Source organism: Pararhizobium sp. IMCC21322, assembly GCF_030758295.1.
Lineage (GTDB): Bacteria > Pseudomonadota > Alphaproteobacteria > Rhizobiales.
The window spans coordinates 3,107,229-3,129,722 of record NZ_CP132335.1 but is presented as its reverse complement, the minus strand read 5'-3'; the positions used below and the strand labels follow the sequence as shown (position 1 = coordinate 3,129,722).

Below are 22,494 nucleotides of genomic sequence, written 5' to 3'. Positions count from 1 at the left end.
GTTTGAAGCCCCCCTGAAAAGGATTTGATAGAATGGAAGCATCACGTGATATCTCGCGGCTGATCGAGATCATGGCACGCCTCAGGGATCCTGAAACCGGGTGTCCCTGGGACGTGGAGCAGGATTTTTCCTCTATTGCGCCCTACACGATTGAAGAAGCTTATGAAGTGGCGGATGCCATTGAGCGCGACGACATGATCGATTTGAAAGAGGAACTTGGAGATTTGCTGCTTCAACCTGTCTATCACGCACAATTGGCCGCAGAAGCCGGGCTTTTTGATTTCGACGATGTGGTCTTGGGTATTACGCAAAAACTGTTGCGACGCCATCCCCATGTCTTCGGAGATGAAGACGCCCGCAAAGCAAAATCAGCCAAACATGTCTGGGAACGGATCAAAGCCGAGGAAGCGGCCGAGAAAGCTGCGGAACGAAAGGCTCTGGGTCAAGAGGTAAGATCAGCGAGCATGCTGGACAATGTACCGGGGGTTCTTCCAGCGCTGACACGCGCTGAAAAGCTTCAGACCAAAGCTGCCAAGGTTGGCTTTGACTGGCCGGATTTGCAGCCGGTTATGGACAAGATCGAGGAAGAATGGGACGAACTGGGCGCGGAAATTGAAAAACAGGACACCAGCAATGCAGCAAGAATTGCGGAAGAGTTTGGTGACTTCCTGTTTTCAGTGGTGAATCTCGGTCGGCATCTTGGAATTAATCCCGAACATGCCCTGCGGCAAACAAACGCTAAATTTGTCAGACGTTTCCAACATATTGAGGAAACATTGAGCGCGGAAAAGCGCGACATTGAAACAGCCTCGTTGGAAGAAATGGAAGAGATTTGGCAAAGTGCAAAAGGTGTGGTCGGCTGATTTTGTGCTCGCGCATAAACCAATCAGGATATCCGCCATTCCATAATCATTGTGAACAGATTTGGTAAAGCGGCAAATGTCTAATTATGGCGCTTATCGTTCCTGTAAAGCTAACCGTATTCCCAAAGTGCAATAGATGCTTCCAACGATCTTGCCCTGCCATTTCAAAATCCTGGGATTGCGTCGAAGGAAGTTTCCGAGACTGCCAGCGCTGACTGCAAAAACGATCGTGCTGAAAAGCCCGATTAAAGCAAACAGAACACCCAGAATACTCAGTTGAACAACAACCGCGCCATTCTCGGGTTTCACAAACTGCGGCAGGAAGGCCAGAAAGAAAAGTGCTGTTTTAGGGTTCAGCAATTCTGCCAGAACAGCCTGTCTGAAGGCTTGTGGTGCGGTTATGGGAAGTTGCCCTTTTCCACCAAGGGACGTTGGAGATTTTTCTATAATCGCCTTGATTCCAAGGTAAACGAGATACGCAGCCCCCATATATTTGATGATGCTAAAAAGCACTGCAGACGTTGCGATAATCGCGGAAACCCCGACGATTGCCAGAAGGGTGTGAACTATGTCTCCAACGGTAATGCCGGCCCCCGTTGCAATTCCCACTCTGGTTCCTGATGTTGTCGCACGGGCTGCTGTCAGGAGAGTCGCGGGACCGGGAATAAATACGAAACCAAGCACGATGGCGACATAGGTGATGAGTGTTGGTTGGTCTATCAAAATTCTGTCCTGTTTTCAGACGCACAATGTTGCGAAACCATCGAATTGACACGGCTAAAATGGATGCCGAGTTGTCAAGCCGCGTCAGGCAGCTGTGCTGGCCACATCTTCTGAATCGGTTTTCACAAAACTGCCGAATTTGTTGCGGAATTCCGGTCCGTTTTTTGGATCAACCCGTACCGTCAGAAGAACTGAGCCATCCGTTTCGTTTTCAACTCGGTTCAGAACCTCTGCATGTTCATAAAGCCAATAGAGTCTGCCGAGTTCTTCCATCGGCAGATGAACTGACAAGACTGTGCGCTTCTCCGATATTTTCCGCTCGATATGCTCAATCAGTTCGGCAATACCCTTGCCTGTCTGTGCCGATACAGGGAAACCGGCGCCATCGCCGGTGAAGTTGGGGCCGCTTTCTCTGCGTGGGTCACCTGCCGGCAAGAGATCAATCTTGTTCCAGACCTCCAGAACGCGGCTGGAATCGCCTGTATTGACCTTAAGGTCCAACAGAATTTGTTTTACATCTTCTGCCTGTGCGTCGCTGTCATCATGCGCGATGTCACGCACATGAACGATCAGATCAGCATCAATCACCTCTTCCAGAGTGGCGCGAAATGCGGCCACGAGATCATGAGGCAGTTCGGACACAAAGCCCACTGTGTCCGATAGAATGACCGTATCCCCGTGCGGCAACTGGACCTCACGCAGTGTTGGGTCAAGCGTCGCGAACAGCAAATCCTCCGCCATCACATTTGCATTGGTAATGCGATTGAAGAGCGTTGACTTGCCGGCATTTGTATAGCCAACCAGTGCGATGATCGGGTGTGGCTTGCGCTTGCGGTTTTTGCGATGCAAATCTCGGGTTTTCCTGACATCCGCTAACGCCGCTTCGAGAGATTTGATTCGTTGTTGCAACATACGGCGATCAGATTCGATCTGGGTTTCACCAGGTCCGCCCATAAAGCCGCCACCGCCGCGTTGACGTTCCAGATGGGTCCAGCTGCGGACCAGTCGCCCTTTCTGGTAGTTCAAATGAGCCAGTTCAACCTGCAACCGACCCTCTTTGGTCTGGGCGCGCTCGCCAAATATCTCCAGAATGATGCCGGTTCGGTCCAGCACTTTGATTTCAAGTGCCTTTTCCAGATTACGCTGTTGGATGGGTGTGAGGGCATGATCAACGATCAGGAGTTTGATACCCTTCTCGGTTATATGCTGCTTCACTTCATCCAAGGCGCCTTGCCCAATGAGCGTTGCCGGGCGATATTTTCGCAGGTTGAAGTGATTGGAATAGACGACTTCCAGATCACTGATGGCATTGGCAAGACCTACCGCTTCTTCAAGTCGGGCCTCTGCAGTGCGCGGATTAGTCCTTTGCCCTGCAGCAGCGCCATAGGCCGATATAATCGGAACAATGACTGCACATTTTGTCTTTTGCCGTTCCGTGGTATGGAAGTCGGACTTTTTATGATCGTCTGTTTCCGTAGAAGAACTCAATCGGATTCATCCTCACTGTCCGGTTCAAACAGCTGGATTGGCTGTGCCGGCATAATTGTTGAAATGGCATGTTTATAGACAAGCTGGGAATGCCCATCGCGCCTCAAGAGAAGACAGAAATTGTCGAACCAGGTAACAATGCCCTGGAGTTTGACGCCATTTACGAGAAAAATAGTCAAGGTGGTTTTGTTTTTGCGTACATTGTTCAAAAACGCGTCTTGGAGGTTTTGTGTTCGTTCGGCCATCATTTATCCTGTGGTCTGGTGGCTCAATTATGTGTCAGCTATCTCTGCCTGAGAATGAAATAGTGAACGCAGTGTTGTGGCAATGTGTCCGGGAGTTCCATTGGCCACAGTCACATCATCAACACTGACGACTGGCATTACAAGAGTTGTTGCTGCTGTAATAAATGCCTCTCTCGCCTGTTGGGCTTCTTCTATCGTAAACGAACGCTCCTCGAACTGCATTCCCTCGCGTTCTGCTAACTCCAGAACAATAGCTCGGGTTATGCCTTTCAAGATACCTTCTTCGGCCGGTCGCGTGACTATGGTTCCGTCTTTCGTGACAATCCATGCATTGGTAGACGAGCCTTCAGTAACATATCCCTCGTCATCCACAAACCATGCCTCAAAGGCGCCCTGCTCTCTGGCTGTTTGTTTGGCCAACACGTTGGGCAAAAGCGAAATGCTTTTGATATCAACGCGGTCCCAACGATTATCCGGTAAGGAGATTACTGCCACACCCTGTTCCGCCATAGCTGAGGATTTGGCAACTGATGCGTTGCGCGCCGTGACCACAATAGCGGGTGCGGTGTGGTCTGGTGGAAAGTAGTGATTTCGTGGTGCTACACCCCGGGTTACCTGCAGATAGATCAGGCCGTCACGCACCTTGTTGCGGACGACAACTTCACGCAGAACAACACCAAGCGCCCTGTCCGTCATGGGGTGCGGAATTCTGAGTTCCCGGAGTGACCTGGACAGTCTTTCCATATGTCGTTTTTCGTCTATCAGGCGGCCACCCAAAACCTCGCATACCTCATAGACACCATCCGCAAACTGATAGCCTCGGTCTTCAACGTGAACTGATGCATGCTGATGGGGAAGATATTGTCCGTTTACATAGGCAATTCGCGACATAAAGAGCCTTTACCGAGAGTTCCAGTAAGTCAGGTTAAACACTCCGAAGAAAGCTAAAATCTCAATTCGGCCAAGCAGCATCGTGACACCAAGTGCGGATTTGGACAATACTGGCATACCAACATATTCCGGCCACAGGCCAAGATCATTCCATTCGGGGCTGTAGGCGCTGCCCATACTCGAAAAAGCCGCCAGAGATGCAATAATGGAAGCCTCGAACGGGATGCCATCAAGGGTCAATACGGCGGCACATCCCCACACAAGAAGGACCGCAACAATAAGAAAGCTCCAAATAGCTTTCAGCAGGCCAATTTCCACCTGGCTTCCGCCAAACCTGTCTGATTGAACGCTGTGCGGAAAGACCAGTCGGTTCAATTCGTGAAATGACTGCAGCAACATGCCACCAATGCGGTAAAACTTCAGCCCGCCGGCCGTTGAAAACGCACCGCCGCCGACAATCACAATACTACCGATTGCGATTGGTTGAACATACTTGAGCTGCGCACCACTCCATTCAAACCCGGTTGTCGTGATCAGCGATGCAGCCAGAAAAAAACCATCCAGGAAGGGCGTGAAGGCAGATGTTGACTGTTCGGGCAATCTTGGGATCTGGGAGAACACCAAGGTCAGCAATACACCAAGCACGGCAATGCCAGCTATAATCATATAGCTTTCGCGGTGTTCTCGCAGCAATTGGCCGCGTCGGGTAAACAGCATTCGGTGCCACAGGATGCTGGTTGCACCTATAATCATAAAGACAAACACAACCGGATACATCAGTGGCGCATCGTAAGAAGCCAGGTCGCCTTCGGTTGGCATAAAACCACCGGTGGACACTGTCCCAGCCGCAAGACAAAGGCTGTCAAACAAGGACACGCCGGACAAGGCAATTCCGGCAGTGCAAATCAATGTTAACAGCGTATATATCCCGCCGACATTCATGCAGGTTTTCAAAATCCTGCCGCCGCCGCCGATGCCCACTCTTTCCAACAATGCAATCTGTCGTCGGGGCAATCCACCTACCCCGGCTGGCGCCAGAACGATAACAATCGACAAAAGAGTCAACAGACCACCCATCCATTGGAGCTGAACGCGCCAGAACAGCACGGAGCGCGGCAAATCCTCAACGCTTGTGATGACTGACGCGTTAGAGGTGGTGATGGCAGACATGGTTTCAAAAATTACATCGATACTGGACATTTGCGTTGTGAGCGCCAATGGCAGCGCTCCGCTTGCCAGAAGCAGTACCCAGGCGAGCAACAGGAGCCCGAATGTTTCGACCCGCTTCAGACCGCGCTCCTTGCCGCGCAGCGTGATAAAAATGGCGGATGCAAAGAAAGCGTAGGCAGCCGCGGTTGCACCGAACAATTGCGCAGCCTGAAACTCGTCCATGTAAAGGGCAATCAGAAAGGGAGCAGCCAAAGCCGCTGCCACACTGCCTAAAATGGCAGCCAGTACGATCAGTCCCGCTGCCATCTTTAAAAGAAGTCGAGGCTGACGCGGAACATCTGCTCAACTTTGCGCACATATTCAGCCAGTGCGAAAATGATGACACGGTCATGAGCGCGAATTTTGAAATCGCCATCCGGCCGTGCATAAACACCATCATGGATGATTGCGCCAATGCGAACGCCATCCGGCAGATCCAGATCACGCAACGCCTTGCCCACAAGCGGAGACGTTTCCAGGGCCTCAGCCTCAATGACCTCAGCCTTCCCGTCCTGCACCGGATATACGCCACGCACCCGACCGCGCCTGACATGTTGCAGAATCTTGGACAGGGTAACAACGCGAGGATTGATATGGGCATCAATTCCAAGGGATTGGGTGAATGTCGGATAGCTGGTGTTGTTCAAAAGGCTCAGCGTGCGGCGGCACCCCATACGCTTGGCCATGACGCAGGCAAGTACATTCACCTCATCATTATTGGTCAGCGTGACCATGGTATCAACATCCTGAATTTCAGCTTCGCGCAGAATTTCCTGATCCAGCGCGTCACCATGCAGAACGACGGCTCGCTTCAGATCATCGGCGATATCAATGGCGCGTTCCCGAGACCTTTCGATGATCTTGACTTTGGACTTGGAGTGACGTGCCTCCAGATTTTGAGCCACATAAAGGCCAATATTTCCGCCGCCTGCCAGAACGATGCGGCCTGCTTCCTGTTCTTCATGGCCAAAGATGGAGAGCGTGCGTTTGACCCGCTTGGTCTGGGTAATCACATAGACCTGATCGCCCTGAAGCATGGAATCATGGGAACGCGGCACGAACAGCGTTCCGTTTCTGTTGATCCCCACCACAACGGCGCTGAGGTCTGGAAACAATTCGCTGAGTTGCTTTAACGGTGTGTCGATGACTGGACAATCATCCTCGCAGATAATGCCCAGGGTGGTGACTTCACCATTGGCAAACTCTGCCGCGTCAAAAGCACCTGGCAGCGCGAGGCGGCGTAACACCATTTCGCCAACTTCGATTTCAGGCGAAATGATCACATCGATTGGCATGTGATCGCGCGAAAACAGATCGGCATAATAGGATTTAAGGTAGCTCTGTGCCCGCACGCGCGCCACTTTGGTCGGCACATTGAACAGGGAATGCGCCACCTGACAGGCCACCATATTGACCTCATCATACAAGGTCACGGCGATGATCATATCCGCCTCATCAACCCCGGCCTGAGCAAGTATATCAGGGTGTGCTCCGTGGCCGACGATGCCACGTACATCCAGATGATCTCGAACGGCTTGAACAAGCCTTGGCGAACTGTCTATGACGGACACATCATTTTGTTCCGAAGACAACCGTTCTGCGATACCGTAGCCCACCTGGCCTGCACCGCAAATGACAACTTTCATATTCGACTGGCCTTAGCTTTTGTCCGGTTCTCAGGCATACAGTGTTAGACCGTCAAATCCAAATCTTTTAAAGCCCGTTAGCCTATGTTGAGCGATTTCAGCTTGCGATGCAGTGCCGAGCGCTCCATGCCCACAAATTCCGATGTTTTGGAGATGTTGCCGCCAAACCGGGCAATCTGGGCTGACAGGTATTCACGCTCGAACACTTCCCGGGCTTCGCGAAGGGGCATGGACATCAAGTGCTCGGATTCACGTCCTCCATCAGATGTGGAAGGAAGCAATTCGCCAATTTCCTTTGGCAACAGATCAGCCGATAACGCGGCTTCCTGATCTCCGCGTGTCAGGATCAAAAGACGTTCCAGATTGTTGCGCAACTGCCGAATATTTCCGGGCCATGGATGAGCCTGCAAAACGGCCAAGGCATCAGATTCCAGCGTTCTGACGGGTATTCCCACCGTGGAAGCAATCTGTTCAATGAAATGTTCGACCAGCAGGGGAATGTCGTCACGGCGCTCTGCAAGAGATGGAACTTTCAAAGGAACGACAGCAAGCCGGTGATACAAATCCTCGCGGAAGTTCCCGTTTGAAATTTCTTCTTCCAGATTGCGTGCTGTCGATGACAATATCCTGACATCAACATTCACTTTTTTCGTGCCGCCCACACGTTGAAAGCCCTGCTCGACCAGAACACGCAGGATTTTGTTCTGGGTCTCGCGGGGCATTTCCGCAACTTCGTCCAGATAGAGGGTGCCGCCATGAGCCTCTTCAAGGGCTCCGACGGAACGACCACCGCCATTTTCTGATTCTGTTCCGAACAATGCAATTTCGGTCATTTCATGCGTCAAAGCAGCTGCATTCAAACAGATGAAGGGCCCTTCCTCCCGCGCGGAGTTTTTGTGCAGTGTTCGGGCTACCAGTTCCTTGCCGCACCCGGACGGACCAAAAATCATGACGCGGCTATTGGTGGGAGCGATTTTCTCGATTGAACTGCGCAATTGTGTCATTGCAGCAGAATCGCCAATCAGTTCGGCAGCATCAACGCTGCGCTGCCGCAACTCGGTGACTTCCTTTTTCAACTTGACGTTTTCAAGGGCACGCTCGGCGATCAATACCAGCCGGTCAGCCTTGAAGGGCTTTTCAATGTAGTCATAAGCGCCGCGTCTGATGGCGGAAACAGCTGTCTCAATGTTGCCATGGCCAGATATGATCACCACTGCCAGATCCGGGTGCTGTTCCTTGATGACATCCAGCAATGCCAAACCATCCAGGCGACTGCCTTGCAACCATATGTCAAGAAACACCAGACTGGGCCGCCGGTCATTTATCGCAGCCAGCGCGCTGTCACTGTCCTGTGCTGTGCGCACATCGTAACCATCATCTTCCAGAATTCCCGCGACCAGGTCCCGAATATCTGCTTCATCGTCTACAATCAGTATGTCTGACGCCATTAGCCTACTTCTTTTTCTTGCGCATCAATGTCAACGGCAGTTACAGGCAAGGTCAGCCGGACCATGGCTCCAAATTGTTCCCCATCTGCAGTTACGGGAGCATCCAGAAGTTCGATTCCTCCACCATGCTCTTCAAAAATCTTCCTAACTATGGCGAGACCAAGGCCAGTGCCCTTTTCCCTTGTGGTCATGTAGGGTTCCAGCAATTTACTTCTGTTTTGTTTCGGCAAACCAACACCATTATCTGTCACATTGATGGTGAAGGTGTCGTCGTTCTGAATGGCCGTTACAATAATCTTACCCCGCCGCTGCAACTCGGAGGGAACCGCGGAAATTCCTTCGGTCGCGTTTTTGACGATGTTGGTGAGTGCCTGTGAGATCAGCCGGTGATCGAACCGCCCGATCAATTCCGCTTCGGGCAGATCCATTGTGAATGAGATCTCCGGGTGCGCGACTTCTTGAAGAAAGACAGCTTCCTTAATGGCGTCTGACAAGTTCCGCTCTACCATCACAGGCTGAGGCATTCGCGCAAAGGAGGAAAATTCATCCACCATTCGCCCGATATCGCCAACCTGACGGATGATTGTGGCGGTACACTGGTCGAAGACCTCCCGGTCCGTTTCAAGCTTGCGCCCATAGCGGCGTTGGAGCCGTTCCGCTGACAGTTGGATTGGCGTTAGCGGATTTTTGATTTCGTGCGCAATGCGACGCGCTACATCGGCCCAGGCGGACCGTCTTTGTGCGGCAATCAGATCGGTAATTTCATCCAGAGTGATGACGAAGCGGTGGTCTGCGTCGTCTGACTGTTCCATGGTGATGCGTACATTCAGGGTTCGCTCGTCACCCTTTCTGCGAATGCTGATCTGATCCTGATGTAACGGGCGCTGATTTGCGACTGCAGCTGCAACGGTGGATGCAAGTTCGGGTATAGCGTCAGCAACGTTTTCAGACAGCAGTTTGCTTTTGTCGACTTCCAGAATGCGCAAGGCCGAGCGATTGACAAGGCTGATCGTTCCATTAGCTTCAATCCCGATAACACCGGCTGTGACCCCGGCCAGAACCGCTTCACTAAAGCGGCGTCGTTCATCGACCTGATCTTTGGCAAGAATGAGGTCATCTCTTTGGCTTTGGAGCTGCTCTGTCATGGTGTTGAAGGTTTGCGAGAGTGTTCCCAGATCCCCCTCTTTTTTGTCCCATGGAACACGGACACTAAGGTTGCCTGATGAAATTTCGGTTGCAGCGGTCATAAGGCGCCGAATGGGCGATACCAGGCGATTGGCAAAATTGATGCCCATCCAGATGGCTGACAGGAGAACGATGAGTGCAATCCCGATATAGAGCAGTCCGAAGGCAATCTGGACGCTGAATTGCGTTCTCTCAAGCTCCTGATATTCAGCGGCCCGCTCATTCACCAAAAGGACGTATTCCAGCACTTCAGGGTTTAGCGCGCGGACAAGATACAAATATGTGTCCTGGTCAAAGGACGAAAGCTTCATTGCTGCGCCAGCTACATTCGACAGGCCTCTGTTCTGGAGGGCTACCTCATCTGCCGTAAGACCGCGCAGTGCGTTGGGGCTTGGTATCGGGAGTTTTTCCGTCTCGGCGCCACCGCTGCTGCGGGCAACGACATTGGCATCCGCGTCCAGAATCAGAATGGCCGTGAGTCGTCTCAAGCGTGCCTGTGTGGTGAGATACCCCAGAAGCCGGTTCTGATCTGAAGACAGGTTTGCGCCCGCGTTATTGAGGCTTGTTGCAATAGTGATGACGTCATTTGCCAGAACGCGGGTGTGTTCCTGAACGTAGGCCTGAGCCACGGAACGGGATGTATTGACGATTTCCTTGGTCCGTGTGTCAAACCAACGATCAAGCCCCCGGTCTAGCGTCACACCCGCTACAATGGCGACAAGAATGGCAGGTGCGGCAGCAACCACGCTGAAAAGGGCGACGACCCGAACGTGAAGTCGAGCAGCTGCTCTGCGATTCTTGCGTGCAAGCCAGATGCCGACCAGTTCCCAGACGATTGCCCCAACCAGCACGCTGACGAGCATGCCGTTTACGATAACGGCAACCTGGACTGTGTCCTGATCTGGCTCGATGGATGTGAAACCCATCAGAACCATGAAAGAAATGCTGGCGGAAATCAGCGCAAGGATGGCGGCAACAAACCCGATAAGCCGGATTAGACGCGGTCGATCTGACATGCGTTTTGAGGACACGTCGGTCGTCCCGCTAGAGGTGATATCCAGTTGGGTCATAGAAAGCTGTTTGGGTCCGCATATGATGTGATGCAAATATACAACAAATGCATACCATGGAAAACACGGATAGTGTGGCTTAATTGTGGAGACTGCACAGCCGAATGTGAATCAGCACTGTTTCCTGCTTTGCAGTATCCCTTTAAACCGCTTTCATAATTTTTATATCTAGTTCTTTGATTTTTTTGCGCAATGTGTTGCGGTTCAAACCCAGAATGTCGGCCGCTTTGATTTGATTCCCGCCCGTATGCGCAAGTGTTGTGCTGATAAGTGGCCTTTCCATCCGATGAAGAACGGTCTGATACAGATGTTCCGGAGCACCGGATGGCGCTTCCGAGAAAGCCGATTTCACCAGCGATTCAATCAGCAGCGATATGTCCTGAGGTTGCGAGTTGGCCGGCTCATCTCCGGCAATGGTGTTCACCTTGCCAAGCTCATGATCGACAATCGAATGGGTGATTACATCCTGAGGATACAATGCTGCCAATCGTCTCACGACATTTTCCAACTCCCGCACATTGCCAGGCCAACTGTGCTTTCGCATGCGCGACAGAGCGTTGCCGTCTATCTGTTTTGCGCCCAACCCTTCTTTTGCCGCCTGGTTAAAAAAATGTCGGACCAGATCATCAATGTCTTCCAGCCGGTCCCTGAGTGATGGCAGTCGGATGGGAATCACATTCAGGCGGTAGTACAGATCCTCACGGAAACGTCCCTCGCCTATAAGGTGATGCAAATCCTTGTTTGTGGCGGCCACAATGCGGACGTCTGTCTTGATGGATTTCCTGCCACCGACGGTCATGTATTCGCCCTGCTGCAGCACACGCAGCAATCGCGTCTGGGCGTCCATTGGCATATCGCCAATTTCGTCGAGGAACAGAGTGCCGCCTTCAGCTTGCTCAAAGCGTCCGCTTCCTCGGTTATGGGCGCCGGTAAAGGCGCCCTTCTCGTAGCCAAACAACTCAGCTTCAATCAAATCGCGCGGAATCGCAGCCATGTTGATGGCAACAAAAGGTCCATTCTTGCGCTTGCCGTAGTCATGGAGTGCCCGTGCAACCAATTCCTTGCCGGTGCCTGACTCTCCTTCAATAAGCACAGTCAGGTCATTCTGCATCAACCTTGCAAGAACCCGGTAAATCTCCTGCATGGCGGACGATCGACCAACCAGCGGAATATCATCGCCGTCACGGTGGGAAACATCGGCCACCTTGCCAACGTCACGTTCTGACAAAGCACGTTCAACGATGGACACCAGTTCGCGCAGATCAAATGGTTTTGGCAGATAGTCATAGGCACCGCGTTCAGACGCCGTAATGGCTGTCATGAACGTATTCTGGGCACTCATGACCAGGATCGGCAATCCGGGCCGCAAATTCTTGATGCGCGGCAACAGGTTAAAGGCGTTATCATCAGGCATCACCACATCGGTGATGATCAGATCGCCCTCATTCTGGCTCGCCCAACGCCACAGCGTTCCAGCTGTTCCTGTGAGGCGGACCTGATATCCTGCACGTGTGAGAGCCTGATCCAGAATTGTCCGGATTGCGGCATCATCATCGGCAACAAGGATCGTTTCACCGGCCATCAGCGGGGGCCCTTTCTTTACTCATTGATTTTCTCTTCCTTGAAAGCGGGAAGCAAAATTTTAAAAACTGTGCTGCCTTTTCGGCTCTCGCAATCAATAACGCCACCATGGTCACGCACGATCTTTGCGACCAATGCAAGGCCAAGGCCTGTGCCATTGGTTTTTGTTGTGATGAACGGGTCAAACAGATGCGGCAACAGGTCTTCCGGGATGCCAGGGCCATTGTCTTCAACACTGAATTCAAGCGGAAGGCTCATCCGGTCGCTGGTTCCCGGCAGCGACAAGCGAATGCCGGGCCGAAAGGCTGTGCGTAGAGTGATTTCCGGTTCAGGTTCATCTTTCAGCGCTTCGGCGGCATTCTTGACAAGGTTCAGAAAGATCTGGATCAGCTGATCATGATTGGCATAGACAAATGGCAATGAGGGATCATAGTGTTCAATCATCCTGACATCGCGTCCAAAACTGGTTCGGCAAACGGACTTAACCCGCTCCAGAACAACGTGAATATTCACCGGGGCGCGTTCTACTGGCCGTTCATCGGAAAAGACCTCCATCCGGTCCACCAACCGGACAATGCGGTCCGTTTCATCGCAGATGAGACGGGTCAGCGTCCGATCATTTTCATCGGCAGAGGTTTCCAGAAGCTGGGCGGCACCGCGAATGCCAAACAGTGGGTTTTTGATCTCATGGGCCAGCATGGCAGCCAGGCCTGTGACAGTTCTGGCTGCGCCCCGATGGGTCAGTTGGCGATCAAGTTTTTCCGTCATGGTGCGCTCCAGGAACATCAGCACCAGACCTTCCACGTCTTCCGATATCGGAACGGCATTGACGTCGATTCGCCTTTCATCGGCTCTGCCCTGAAACGCGATCGCCACCCGGTATTCAAAAACCGGCACGTTCCTGTGGATGGCTTGTTGCGCAACATCTATAATCGGGCTGCCAAACGGCAGAAGAGACGACAGTGTCCGCCCCTTCAGAACTGTGGAGCTGCTTTGAAAAAAAGTCTCAGCTTCCTGATTCATCGACTTTATTTCCAACGCCCGGTTGAGAAACAACACGGGATGCGGCAATGCGTTCAAAATTGCATTTGCTGACGGAGCATCGCTGCCAATGGCGGCATTCAGCAGTGATCTTGCAAGTCCGCTCATGCTGCGATTTCCAGTTTCTCGTCGGTTTCGGGTGCCGATGAGAAAGCGCCATCAAGTGCCTTCAGAACGGTTTGAGGATCTGTGCCTGTCAGGATGTCCTTGCGAAGGCCCGAATTGCCTATGCCGGCATCGTCCAGATACCAGCCAAGGTGCTTGCGTGCCGCGCGAATGCCAACCTTGATGCCGTAGTGAGACAGAATTGCTTCGTAATGCTCGGAGGCCAGCGCGTGTTTTTCATCCCGTGATGGTTCCGGCAACGGTTTTGGGTTGGTGGACAGGCGGCTCGTTACATAGCCAGGGAACCATGGTCTGCCATATGCTCCGCGACCAATCATGATCCCGTCCGCGCCAGAAAGGTTCAGCACGGTTTCAATTTGATCCAACGCAACAATATCGCCATTGGCAATGACAGGAATACGCACACTGTCCGAAACCCGGCGAATCGCAGGCCAGTCTGCCTTGCCCTTGTAGAATTGATTTCTGGTACGTCCGTGGATTGTCACCAGTTGAATTCCGGCACTTTCGGCTCGCCGTGCGATCTCATCGGCATTCAGGCTGTTTTCATCCCAGCCCAAACGCATTTTAAGACAGACCGGCAATTCTGTTGCGTTGACAGTTGCTTCAATCAGACGGAGCGCATGATCAGGGTCCTGCATGAGCGCTGAGCCTGAGTAACCATGGGTTACTTTGCGTGCCGGACAGCCCATATTGATATCCAATATGTCGGCGCCATTGTCAGCAGCAATTTTTGCGCCCTCAGCCATCCATTTTTCTTCGCGGCCTGCCAATTGCACGACGTGAATGCCCACGCCCTCACCACGAGCTCGGGTGGCCATTTCGCGACTTTTATTGGCCAGCGCTTCACAGGCCACCATTTCGGAGACAACCAGACCAGCCCCGTACCGCCACGCAAGACGGCGAAATGGCAAATCTGACACACCAGACATGGGGGCGAGATACACAGGGCACTCTATTTTATGGCGTCCAATGCAAATGGGCGGTATCATGAACAGAAAGACCCTGACTATATTTTAAGCAGTTTATAGCACTGCATGGAATTTAGGCAAACGTAATTTGCCCAAACGGAGAAAAATGGTTTCATTCGCGTTCTCCAAGGTTAACAGGACTGTGCAGATATGAGTGATGAACAACCGGTTCGGGTTGCTGTTTTGATTGTTGGGGCGGGCAAGGGAAGTCGTGCTTCTGAGGAAACCGAGGGAATCCCAAAACAATTTTTCCCAATCGCCGGGAAACCTTTGTTTCAGTGGACGGTTGATGCGTTTGGTGCGGTGCCAGAAGTCGATCATATTGCCTGTGTTGTGCCCGAACACACAGAGAGTGCCTGGCTGCCAAAACTGGCTCCCGACACTGATTCCACAGGTTTTTCCACTGTTATCGGTGGCCCATCCCGACAATTGTCTGTGTTGAACGGGCTGCATCACCTGGCCGCATACCCTGAGCAATGGGATGTGGTGCTTGTGCATGATGCGGCGCGGCCTTTCGTATCAACCCGGATTATCAAAAGTGTTATCAATCTGGCCACCCGCCATGGCGGGTGTATTGCCGCAGTTCCCGTTGTCGACAGCCTGAAGCAAGGCGATAGCGGTTCGAACTGGGATGAGAACATTGTCTGTATTTCCGGCTCAATTCGTCGCGACGGCATTTATCAGGCTCAGACCCCTCAGGGGTTCGACTTCAAAAAACTCCTTGATGCCCATGGCAGGGCTTTGGATGATGGACACCGGGATTGTTCAGATGATTCTGTGATCTTCGAGACCTATTGCGGGGCTGTGGTTATCGCCGCTGGTGACCGTAACAACTGGAAAGTCACTGAGCCGGATGATTTCGAAACTGCGAGATTATTGATGGATGCAAGACAGAAGTCCTTTTCTGTGCCTGATATTCGGGTTGGTCATGGCTATGATGTTCACGCTTTTGAAGCCGGGGACAAGGTGATTCTGTGCGGCGTCACCCTGCCCCATGAGCGCGCCTTGAAAGGCCATTCAGACGCTGACGTCGGTTTGCACGCTCTGACAGATGCCGTTTTGGGTGCGCTGGCTGATGGCGATATCGGTTCGCATTTTCCGCCCAGTGATCCAAAATGGAAAGCTGCGTCTTCGGATCAATTTCTGGCCTACGCAATTGCTCTGGCTGGACAACGGCAGGCCACCATAACCCATCTGGATGTGACACTTGTGTGTGAGACGCCCAAAATTGGTCCGCATCGGGAAATCATGCGTGATCGCATTGCCGAAATTACGGAATTGGAACGTGAGCGCATCAGCGTCAAGGCCACAACCTCTGAGAGGCTGGGCTTCACGGGTCGCAAGGAAGGTATTTCTGCCTTTGCAACCGCAACACTTGTGTTTCAGGGGTCCTAACCGATGACCGAAAAGCGCCTCAATGAAGCTGCAACCGCTACACTGGAAGCCTGCAAAACTGCCGGAAAAATGCTTGCAACTGTTGAATCCTGCACCGGGGGGCTGATCGCCGCCAGTCTGACCGAAATCGCTGGGTCTTCAGCTGTCGTAGAAGCTGGGTTTGTGACCTATTCCAACGGTGCAAAGTCGCAACTGGTCGGTGTGCCATCAAGCCTGGTTCAGGCACATGGTGCGGTCAGCAAAGAGGTTGCGATTGCGATGGCCGAAGGCGGCTTGTGGCATTGTGCTGCAGATATTGTGGTGTCTGTGACCGGAGTTGCCGGTCCTGCTGGCGGGTCGGATGACAAGCCAGTTGGTACCGTCCATATGGCGTGTTCCGTTCGGGGCGGAAAGACCCGACATGTTTTGCAAAGCTATCCGGATACTGGGCGGTCCGAGATCAGAATTCAGACGGTTCTCGATGCGCTTATGCTGGTTCAGACGTGTTTATCCGAAGACGTATCGTAAATCTTGTCAGCTCTGGCTTCAAATGCTTCAGCAAATTTGCGAAAAGCCCGATCAAACATGGAACCCATCAGCATGCCTAATGTGCGTGATTTGAATTCATAGTCGATTTTGAAATTGACTGCCGAGGCGATATTAGCCTCTCCGGTTTGCTGGTTTTCAAATTGCCAAAGATTATCCAGATGGGAAAACGGTCCGTCCAGATATGTGGCATTTATCAACATGTTTGGAAAATCCAGGATGACACGCGTCACGAACGTCTCGTTGACGGGCCCATAGGCGACCGACATGTCCGCAATCATGATTTCCGTGCCGTCAGATTGTTTCTCACGCCCACGAACGGACAAGCGCTGACACAAAGGTACAAACTCTGGATAGCGTTCAATATCAGCAACGAGTGCAAACATCTGCTCTGCCGTGTGGCCGACAATCCGTGTGGTCTCAAACTTTGGCAACGACCAGGTCTCTAGGCAGCATTATTCAATTTGGAAGCCCGGGCCGTTTTAAGGCGCGCAAAATCCTCGCCTGCATGATGTGACGAGCGCGTCAGTGGGCTGGAGGAAACCATCAGAAAGCCTTTTGAATAGGCAACTGTCTCAAAGGCTTCAAATTCCTCTGGCGTCACAAACTTCACGATCCGATGGTGTTTGCGGGTTGGCTGCAAATACTGGCCGATGGTGATAAAATCGACTTCTGCAGAGCGCAAGTCGTCCATCAGTTGCAACACCTCATTACGCTCTTCCCCAAGGCCAACCATGATGCCGGATTTGGTGAAAATCGTGGGGTCCAATTCCTTGACCCGTTGCAACAACCGGATGGAATGGAAATAGCGCGCGCCAGGGCGCACAGTCAGATAGTTGGAGGCGACCGTTTCCAGATTATGATTGAAAACGTCAGGTTTTGCTTCCACCACAATTTCCAATGCGCCCTCTTTGCGCAGAAAGTCAGGTGTCAGAATTTCGATTGTGGTGTCTGGGCTTTGCTGCCGGATTGCACGAATGACGTCAGCAAAATGCTGAGCGCCGCCATCATCCAGATCGTCGCGATCAACCGAGGTGATCACAACATGGTTCAGCCCAAGCTTTTCAACGGCTTCGGCAACATTGGCAGGTTCATTAGGATCCAGCGGCAGCGGAATACCCGTGCGCACATTGCAGAAAGCGCAGGCGCGTGTGCAGGTATCGCCCATGATCATCATGGTGGCGTGTTTTTTGGACCAGCATTCACCAATATTCGGACAGCCTGCCTCCTGACAGACTGTGACCAGATTATTGGCAGTCACGATCGCCTTGGTTTCCTTGTAAACCTCTGAGCCACGACCTGTTCCCGGCGCTTTCACCCGAATCCAGTCAGGTTTTCTCAGAATGTCGGAATCCGGTTTATGCGCCTTCTCCGGGTGGCGTTGTTTTGTCACCTGGTTCGTCGGTGCCAGCTTGTCAGAAAGCCGCTCTGCGGAATTATCTATGAGAGTAACCATGTTGTTCCGGCCTTTTGAGTTCCGATCTGAATCGCTCTAGCTGTGGATCACACGCCCGTATGCATCCAACACACTTTCATGCATCATTTCTGACAATGTAGGGTGCGGGAAGACGGTATGCATCAGCTCTTCTTCAGTTGTTTCCAGATTCATGGCGACCACATAGCCCTGAATGAGTTCCGTCACTTCGGCTCCCACCATATGGGCACCCAGCAATTGGCCGGTTTTCTCATCGAATACAGTTTTTACCAGCCCATCAGGTTCGCCAAGAGCTATCGCCTTGCCGTTGCCCACAAATGGGAAGCGGCCGACTTTGACCTTGTAACCAGCTTCTTTGGCTTTGGCTTCGGTCAATCCGACAGATGCGACCTGCGGGTTGCAATAAGTACAGCCGGGAATCATGGCCTTGTCCATTGGATGTGGCTTCTTGCCGGCAATGGCTTCTACACAGATAACCCCTTCATGCTCGGCCTTGTGGGCGAGCATGGGTGGTCCGGCAACGTCGCCAATGGCGTAAATGCCCGGGACATTGGTGTTTCCAAAGCCATCAATGACGACGCAGCCTCTATCGGTCTTGATGCCAAGTTTTTCCAGGCCAAGCCCTTCGATATTACCCTGTACACCGACAGCTGAAATCAGCTTTTCAGCTGTGATTTCCTGCGTCTTGCCATCTTTGGTTTCAACGGTGGCCGTCACCGAACCCTTGCCCTTTGCCACCTTCGTGACTTTGGCTTCGGTGAGTATTTTCATACCCTGTTTTTCGAAACGCTTTCTGGCAAGAGCCGATATTTCCGCGTCTTCCACAGGCATGACCTGCGGCATCAATTCCACGACTGTCACGTCTGCACCCATGGTGCGGTAGAAGGATGCGAATTCTATGCCGATTGCACCAGACCCCATAACGACGAGGGATTTGGGCATGGACGGCGGAACCATGGCCTCGAAATACGTCCAAATCAGATCGCCATCCGGTTCTATGCCTGGCAACGCACGCGGGCGAGCCCCTGTAGAGACAATGATGTGCTTTGCTGAATAGGTGCCCTCGCCCAAGGTGCCCTTTGGCGCAGGATGCTGTGGCTCGACAGCCTTCTTCTTGGGCTTTCCAACTTTCACTTCACCGGGTTTGGTAATTTCAGCTTCGCCCCAGATTACGTCCACTTTGTTTTTCTTCAGCAAAAACCCAACGCCGCCATTGAGCTGGCCAGATACGCCACGGGATCGTTTGACTACGGCCGCGATATCGAAACCGAATTTGTCAGCCGTCAGACCATAATCCTTGGCATGCTCCATGTAGTGGTAGACTTCGGCTGATCGCAGAAGCGCTTTGGTTGGAATACAGCCCCAGTTCAGGCAAATGCCGCCCAGATGCTCTCGCTCCACAACGGCTGTTTTCAAACCCAGTTGGCTTGCGCGAATGGCGGCGACATAGCCTCCCGGCCCGCCGCCAATCACGATTAGATCATAGGAATTTGCCACTTCGCCATCTCCTTCATAAACGCTGCTATTTTTGCAGCGTCGGGATGGCTGGGCTTCTTAGGCGCTCAGCATCCCATAAATTTCATCTTTCAACCGCATGCGTTTTTTGCGCATATCTTCCATATGGACGTCGTCGGTTGGTTCAATATTCGTCTCTGCACGATGAATGGATTTGTTTACATCGTGATATTCATCAAACAGGCGTGAGAAATGCCCGTCATTCATCTTCAGATCATGAATTTTCTTAACGTGTTCCGGAAATTCTTCTGCCAGTTCATGCGGTGTGTTGCTCATGGGGTGTCCCTTCTCCTGATGACGTCCCCTAAACTCTATTCACCGCCTATTCAGCTCTCCTTGATCTGCGTCAATTGTGGCTTCTCATATCGCAAAACATGCCGGGTCAGACCAGCATGCTCATTGGATTTTCAATGAAGCCCTTGAACGCCTGCATCAGTTCTGCACCCAATGCGCCATCCACTGCTCTGTGATCGGTAGAGAGCGTGACGGACATGATTGTTGCCGCAGCAACAGCACCATCTTTTATGACGGCTCGCTGTGTGCCCGCGCCGACAGCAAGGATTGATCCATGCGGTGGATTTACAATCGCGGCAAAGTCCTTCACGCCGAACATGCCAAGGTTTGACACCGCCGATGTTCCGCCCTGATATTCCTGCGGCTGAAGCTTGCGGTCCCTGGCCCGTTTCGCCAGATCCTTCATTTCGCTGGAAATGGTGGACAGGGTTTTTTCTTCTGCACGGGTAATAATGGGTGTGATCAGGCCGCCTGGAATAGAGACGGCGACTCCAATGTCGGAATGCTTGTGCTTCAGCATGCCGCCTGCGCTCCACGAGACATTCGCTTCGGGAACGGCACGCAGAGACAGAGCATGTGCCTTGATGACCATATCATTGACCGAAATCTTGTAGGCAGGCTTGCCGTCAGCATCCTTCGGTGCAGCCGCATTCAGCTGACTGCGCATTGCAAGCAATGCATCCAGATCGCAATCAATTGTCAGGTAGAAATGCGGAATCGTTTGCTTGGCTTCCGTCAAACGCGCCGCAATCGTTTTGCGCATGCCATCGTGCGGAACCAACTCATAGGAATCGTCTGCGTACAGTTTCAAAATTGCATCATCCGACATGCCTGATGGTGCAGAAGACGACGCTGCGGCAGTTTTTGCCGCTGGTTCTGTCTGCGCGGCAGCTGTCGTTCCGCCATTGGCAATGGCTTCTTCCACGTCACGTTTGATGACACGGTTTCTGGGGCCTGATCCTTTTATGGCTGCAATGTCGATGCCGCCTTCTTTTGCCAGTCGACGTGCCAGAGGCGAGGAGAACACACGGCGCCCACTACTTTCGGACCCTGACTTTGACTGCGCAGGCGCGCTTGCCGGTGCCGCTTCAGACTTGGCTGGTGCCGGTTTTTCTTTTTCTTTTTCTTTTTCCGCTTCAGCTGGGGCCTTGGCCTCCGGAGCTTCGGACGAAATCGCAGATTCGTCCTCACCCTCTTCCAGAATGACCGCAATGCGGGCATTCACTTTCACGCCTTCAGTGCCTGCCTCGACGAATATCTTGCCGATGACACCTTCATCAATGGACTCGACCTCCATCGTGGCTTTGTCTGTTTCAATTTCCGCAAGGACATCGCCGGAAGCAACGCTGTCGCCTTCCTTAACGAGCCATTTTACCAGATTGCCCTCCTCCATGGTTGGAGACAGCGCCGGCATCAAAATATCAATTGGCATCTTTTTTCTCCAATCAGTCGGTGTAGGTGACAGCTTTGACTGCATCAATCACTTCGCCAACATTGGGCAAAGCGAGTTTTTCCAGATTGGCTGCATAGGGCATTGGCACATCCTTGCCACAGATCCGCAGAACCGGTGCATCAAGGAAATCAAATGCCTTTTCCATCAATTGAGCGACGATTTCAGACCCGACACCCGATTGTGGGAAGCCCTCTTCCACCGCCACGCAACGACCCGTCTTCTTCACCGATTCAATAATCGTATCGACATCCATCGGGCGAATTGTGCGCAAGTCAATGATCTCGGCTTCCACGCCCATGGCTGACAGCTCTTCCGCCGCCTTAAGCGCATAAGTCATGCCAATCCCAAAGGATACGATGGTGACGTCAGTTCCCGTACGTGCAATGCGGGCCTTACCGATTGGCAGCACCAGGTCTTCTATGTCCGGGACATCGAAGGACTGCCCGTAAAGGATTTCGTTTTCCAAAAAGACAATCGGGTTTGGATCTCGAATGGCCGCTTTCAACAACCCTTTTGCGTCTGCCGCTGAATAGGGCATTACAACTTTGAGGCCCGGGACATTGGAATACCAGGCCGCATAATCATGACTGTGTTGAGCACCAACACGCGCAGCCGCGCCATTTGGACCACGAAACACGATAGGTGCACCCATCTGACCACCCGACATGTAAAGTGTCTTGGCGGCAGAATTGATAATGTGATCAATGGCTTGCATGGCAAAGTTGAAGGTCATGAACTCAACAACCGGACGCAAGCCAGCCATGGCAGCGCCGACGCCGAGGCCGGCAAAGCCATGCTCGGTAATGGGCGTATCAATGACGCGGTCTGCACCGAATTCCTGCAGCAGACCCTGCGTAATCTTGTAAGCGCCCTGATATTCGGCGACTTCCTCGCCCATCACAAAGACATCTTCATCCCGCCGCATTTCTTCGGCCATGGCATCACGCAGGGCTTCACGCACTGTGGTTGAAACCATAGGCGTTCCGTCCGGAATGTCCGGATCAGATGGCACTTTCGATGCTTTGGGCTCAGCGGGAACGGGCGCGCCCGTTTCCATTTGCTGCTCCGGTTCCTCGGACTTTTCTTCACTCTCGGCTGAATCACTGGAATCGCCAGAACTGGAGGATCCCGATTCAGAAATTGAATCAGCGCTTTCGCCGTCTTCCAGAATGACCGCTATCCGCGCATTGACCTTCACATTCTCGGTGCCTTCTGCGACGAAGATCTTACCAATGGTACCTTCATCAATGGATTCAACTTCCATGGTCGCCTTGTCGGTCTCAATCTCGGCAATGACATCGCCGGATGACACGGCGTCGCCTTCCTTCTTGAGCCATTTTGAAAGTGTGCCTTCTTCCATCGTCGGGGAAAGCGCGGGCATTAAAATATCAAT

20 protein-coding genes are annotated in these 22,494 nt (G+C 52.5%); 3 read left to right on the top strand and 17 right to left on the bottom strand.

The features are described from left to right. Nucleotides 1-32: 32 nt before the first annotated feature. Nucleotides 33-863, top strand: coding sequence for a nucleoside triphosphate pyrophosphohydrolase (gene mazG, locus RAL91_RS14750; protein WP_306256983.1), 831 nt, complete (start codon nucleotides 33-35; stop codon nucleotides 861-863). Nucleotides 864-956: 93 nt separating this feature from the next. On the opposite strand, the gene RAL91_RS14745 is transcribed toward mazG, so the two are convergent. The 11 genes from RAL91_RS14745 to dusB form a co-directional block, all read right to left on the bottom strand. After that, a complete protein-coding gene (locus RAL91_RS14745; protein ID WP_306256982.1) occupies nucleotides 957-1,586 on the bottom strand; it encodes a LysE family translocator in 630 nt (209 codons plus the stop codon). Nucleotides 1,587-1,670: 84 nt separating this feature from the next. Continuing rightward, complete coding sequence (gene hflX, locus RAL91_RS14740; protein ID WP_371932548.1) at nucleotides 1,671-2,993, bottom strand: GTPase HflX; 1,323 nt, start codon at nucleotides 2,991-2,993, stop codon at nucleotides 1,671-1,673. A gap of 77 nt (nucleotides 2,994-3,070) precedes the next feature. Continuing rightward, a complete protein-coding gene (gene hfq, locus RAL91_RS14735; RefSeq protein WP_306256981.1) occupies nucleotides 3,071-3,322 on the bottom strand; it encodes an RNA chaperone Hfq in 252 nt (83 codons plus the stop codon). Between the two features lie 24 nt (nucleotides 3,323-3,346). Continuing rightward, nucleotides 3,347-4,210 carry a D-amino-acid transaminase gene (locus RAL91_RS14730; protein ID WP_306256980.1) on the bottom strand — a complete coding sequence of 288 codons (864 nt, stop codon included), beginning with the start codon at nucleotides 4,208-4,210 and terminating at the stop codon, nucleotides 3,347-3,349. 9 nt (nucleotides 4,211-4,219) lie between these two features. Next, nucleotides 4,220-5,686, bottom strand: coding sequence for a TrkH family potassium uptake protein (locus RAL91_RS14725; RefSeq protein ID WP_306256979.1), 1,467 nt, complete (start codon nucleotides 5,684-5,686; stop codon nucleotides 4,220-4,222). 2 nt (nucleotides 5,687-5,688) lie between these two features. Continuing rightward, nucleotides 5,689-7,065, bottom strand: coding sequence for a Trk system potassium transporter TrkA (gene trkA, locus RAL91_RS14720; RefSeq protein ID WP_306256977.1), 1,377 nt, complete (start codon nucleotides 7,063-7,065; stop codon nucleotides 5,689-5,691). A 77-nt stretch (nucleotides 7,066-7,142) separates the two neighbouring features. Continuing rightward, nucleotides 7,143-8,513, bottom strand: coding sequence for a sigma-54 dependent transcriptional regulator (locus tag RAL91_RS14715; RefSeq protein WP_306256976.1), 1,371 nt, complete (start codon nucleotides 8,511-8,513; stop codon nucleotides 7,143-7,145). Continuing rightward, the gene (locus RAL91_RS14710; protein WP_306256975.1) at nucleotides 8,513-10,768 is read right to left on the bottom strand and encodes a PAS domain-containing sensor histidine kinase; all 2,256 of its coding nucleotides are present in this window, start codon (nucleotides 10,766-10,768) and stop codon (nucleotides 8,513-8,515) included. The genes RAL91_RS14715 and RAL91_RS14710 overlap by 1 nt, the downstream gene beginning before the upstream one ends. A 142-nt stretch (nucleotides 10,769-10,910) precedes the next feature. Continuing rightward, entirely contained in the window at nucleotides 10,911-12,350 is a 1,440-nt protein-coding gene (ntrC, locus tag RAL91_RS14705) for a nitrogen regulation protein NR(I) (RefSeq protein ID WP_306256974.1), read from the bottom strand. 17 nt (nucleotides 12,351-12,367) lie between these two features. Next, nucleotides 12,368-13,498 carry a nitrogen regulation protein NR(II) gene (locus RAL91_RS14700; RefSeq protein ID WP_306256973.1) on the bottom strand — a complete coding sequence of 377 codons (1,131 nt, stop codon included), beginning with the start codon at nucleotides 13,496-13,498 and terminating at the stop codon, nucleotides 12,368-12,370. Beyond that, nucleotides 13,495-14,505: a tRNA dihydrouridine synthase DusB gene (gene dusB, locus RAL91_RS14695; protein ID WP_306256972.1), complete on the bottom strand. Its 1,011-nt coding sequence runs from the start codon at nucleotides 14,503-14,505 to the stop codon at nucleotides 13,495-13,497. Before dusB ends, RAL91_RS14700 begins: the two co-directional genes overlap by 4 nt. Before the next feature lie 129 nt (nucleotides 14,506-14,634). On the opposite strand from dusB, the gene RAL91_RS14690 reads away from it, so the two are divergent. Together RAL91_RS14690 and RAL91_RS14685 are read left to right on the top strand one after the other, a co-directional pair. After that, on the top strand, nucleotides 14,635-15,879 hold the full coding sequence (locus RAL91_RS14690) for a bifunctional 2-C-methyl-D-erythritol 4-phosphate cytidylyltransferase/2-C-methyl-D-erythritol 2,4-cyclodiphosphate synthase (protein WP_306256971.1): 1,245 nt from the start codon (nucleotides 14,635-14,637) through the stop codon (nucleotides 15,877-15,879). 3 nt (nucleotides 15,880-15,882) lie between these two features. Next, nucleotides 15,883-16,386 (top strand): CinA family protein, encoded by a 504-nt coding sequence (locus RAL91_RS14685; RefSeq protein WP_306256970.1) that lies wholly within the window; start codon nucleotides 15,883-15,885, stop codon nucleotides 16,384-16,386. Here RAL91_RS14685 and RAL91_RS14680 read toward each other — a convergent pair. The 6 genes from RAL91_RS14680 to RAL91_RS14655 all read right to left on the bottom strand — a co-directional run bounded on the left by RAL91_RS14680 (nucleotide 16,356) and on the right by RAL91_RS14655 (nucleotide 22,461). Next, a complete protein-coding gene (locus tag RAL91_RS14680) occupies nucleotides 16,356-16,838 on the bottom strand; it encodes a type II toxin-antitoxin system RatA family toxin (protein WP_306256969.1) in 483 nt (160 codons plus the stop codon). The genes RAL91_RS14685 and RAL91_RS14680 overlap by 31 nt on opposite strands. Nucleotides 16,839-16,849: 11 nt before the next feature. Then, nucleotides 16,850-17,860 carry a lipoyl synthase gene (gene lipA, locus RAL91_RS14675; protein ID WP_306256968.1) on the bottom strand — a complete coding sequence of 337 codons (1,011 nt, stop codon included), beginning with the start codon at nucleotides 17,858-17,860 and terminating at the stop codon, nucleotides 16,850-16,852. A gap of 36 nt (nucleotides 17,861-17,896) precedes the next feature. Further along, a complete protein-coding gene (gene lpdA, locus RAL91_RS14670) occupies nucleotides 17,897-19,336 on the bottom strand; it encodes a dihydrolipoyl dehydrogenase (RefSeq protein ID WP_306256967.1) in 1,440 nt (479 codons plus the stop codon). Between the two features lie 57 nt (nucleotides 19,337-19,393). Then, complete coding sequence (locus RAL91_RS14665; protein WP_306256966.1) at nucleotides 19,394-19,630, bottom strand: YdcH family protein; 237 nt, start codon at nucleotides 19,628-19,630, stop codon at nucleotides 19,394-19,396. A 106-nt stretch (nucleotides 19,631-19,736) separates the two neighbouring features. Beyond that, a complete protein-coding gene (locus tag RAL91_RS14660) occupies nucleotides 19,737-21,080 on the bottom strand; it encodes a pyruvate dehydrogenase complex dihydrolipoamide acetyltransferase (RefSeq protein WP_306256965.1) in 1,344 nt (447 codons plus the stop codon). A 13-nt stretch (nucleotides 21,081-21,093) separates the two neighbouring features. Next, complete coding sequence (locus RAL91_RS14655) at nucleotides 21,094-22,461, bottom strand: pyruvate dehydrogenase complex E1 component subunit beta (protein ID WP_371932547.1); 1,368 nt, start codon at nucleotides 22,459-22,461, stop codon at nucleotides 21,094-21,096. Nucleotides 22,462-22,494: the final 33 nt, after the last annotated feature.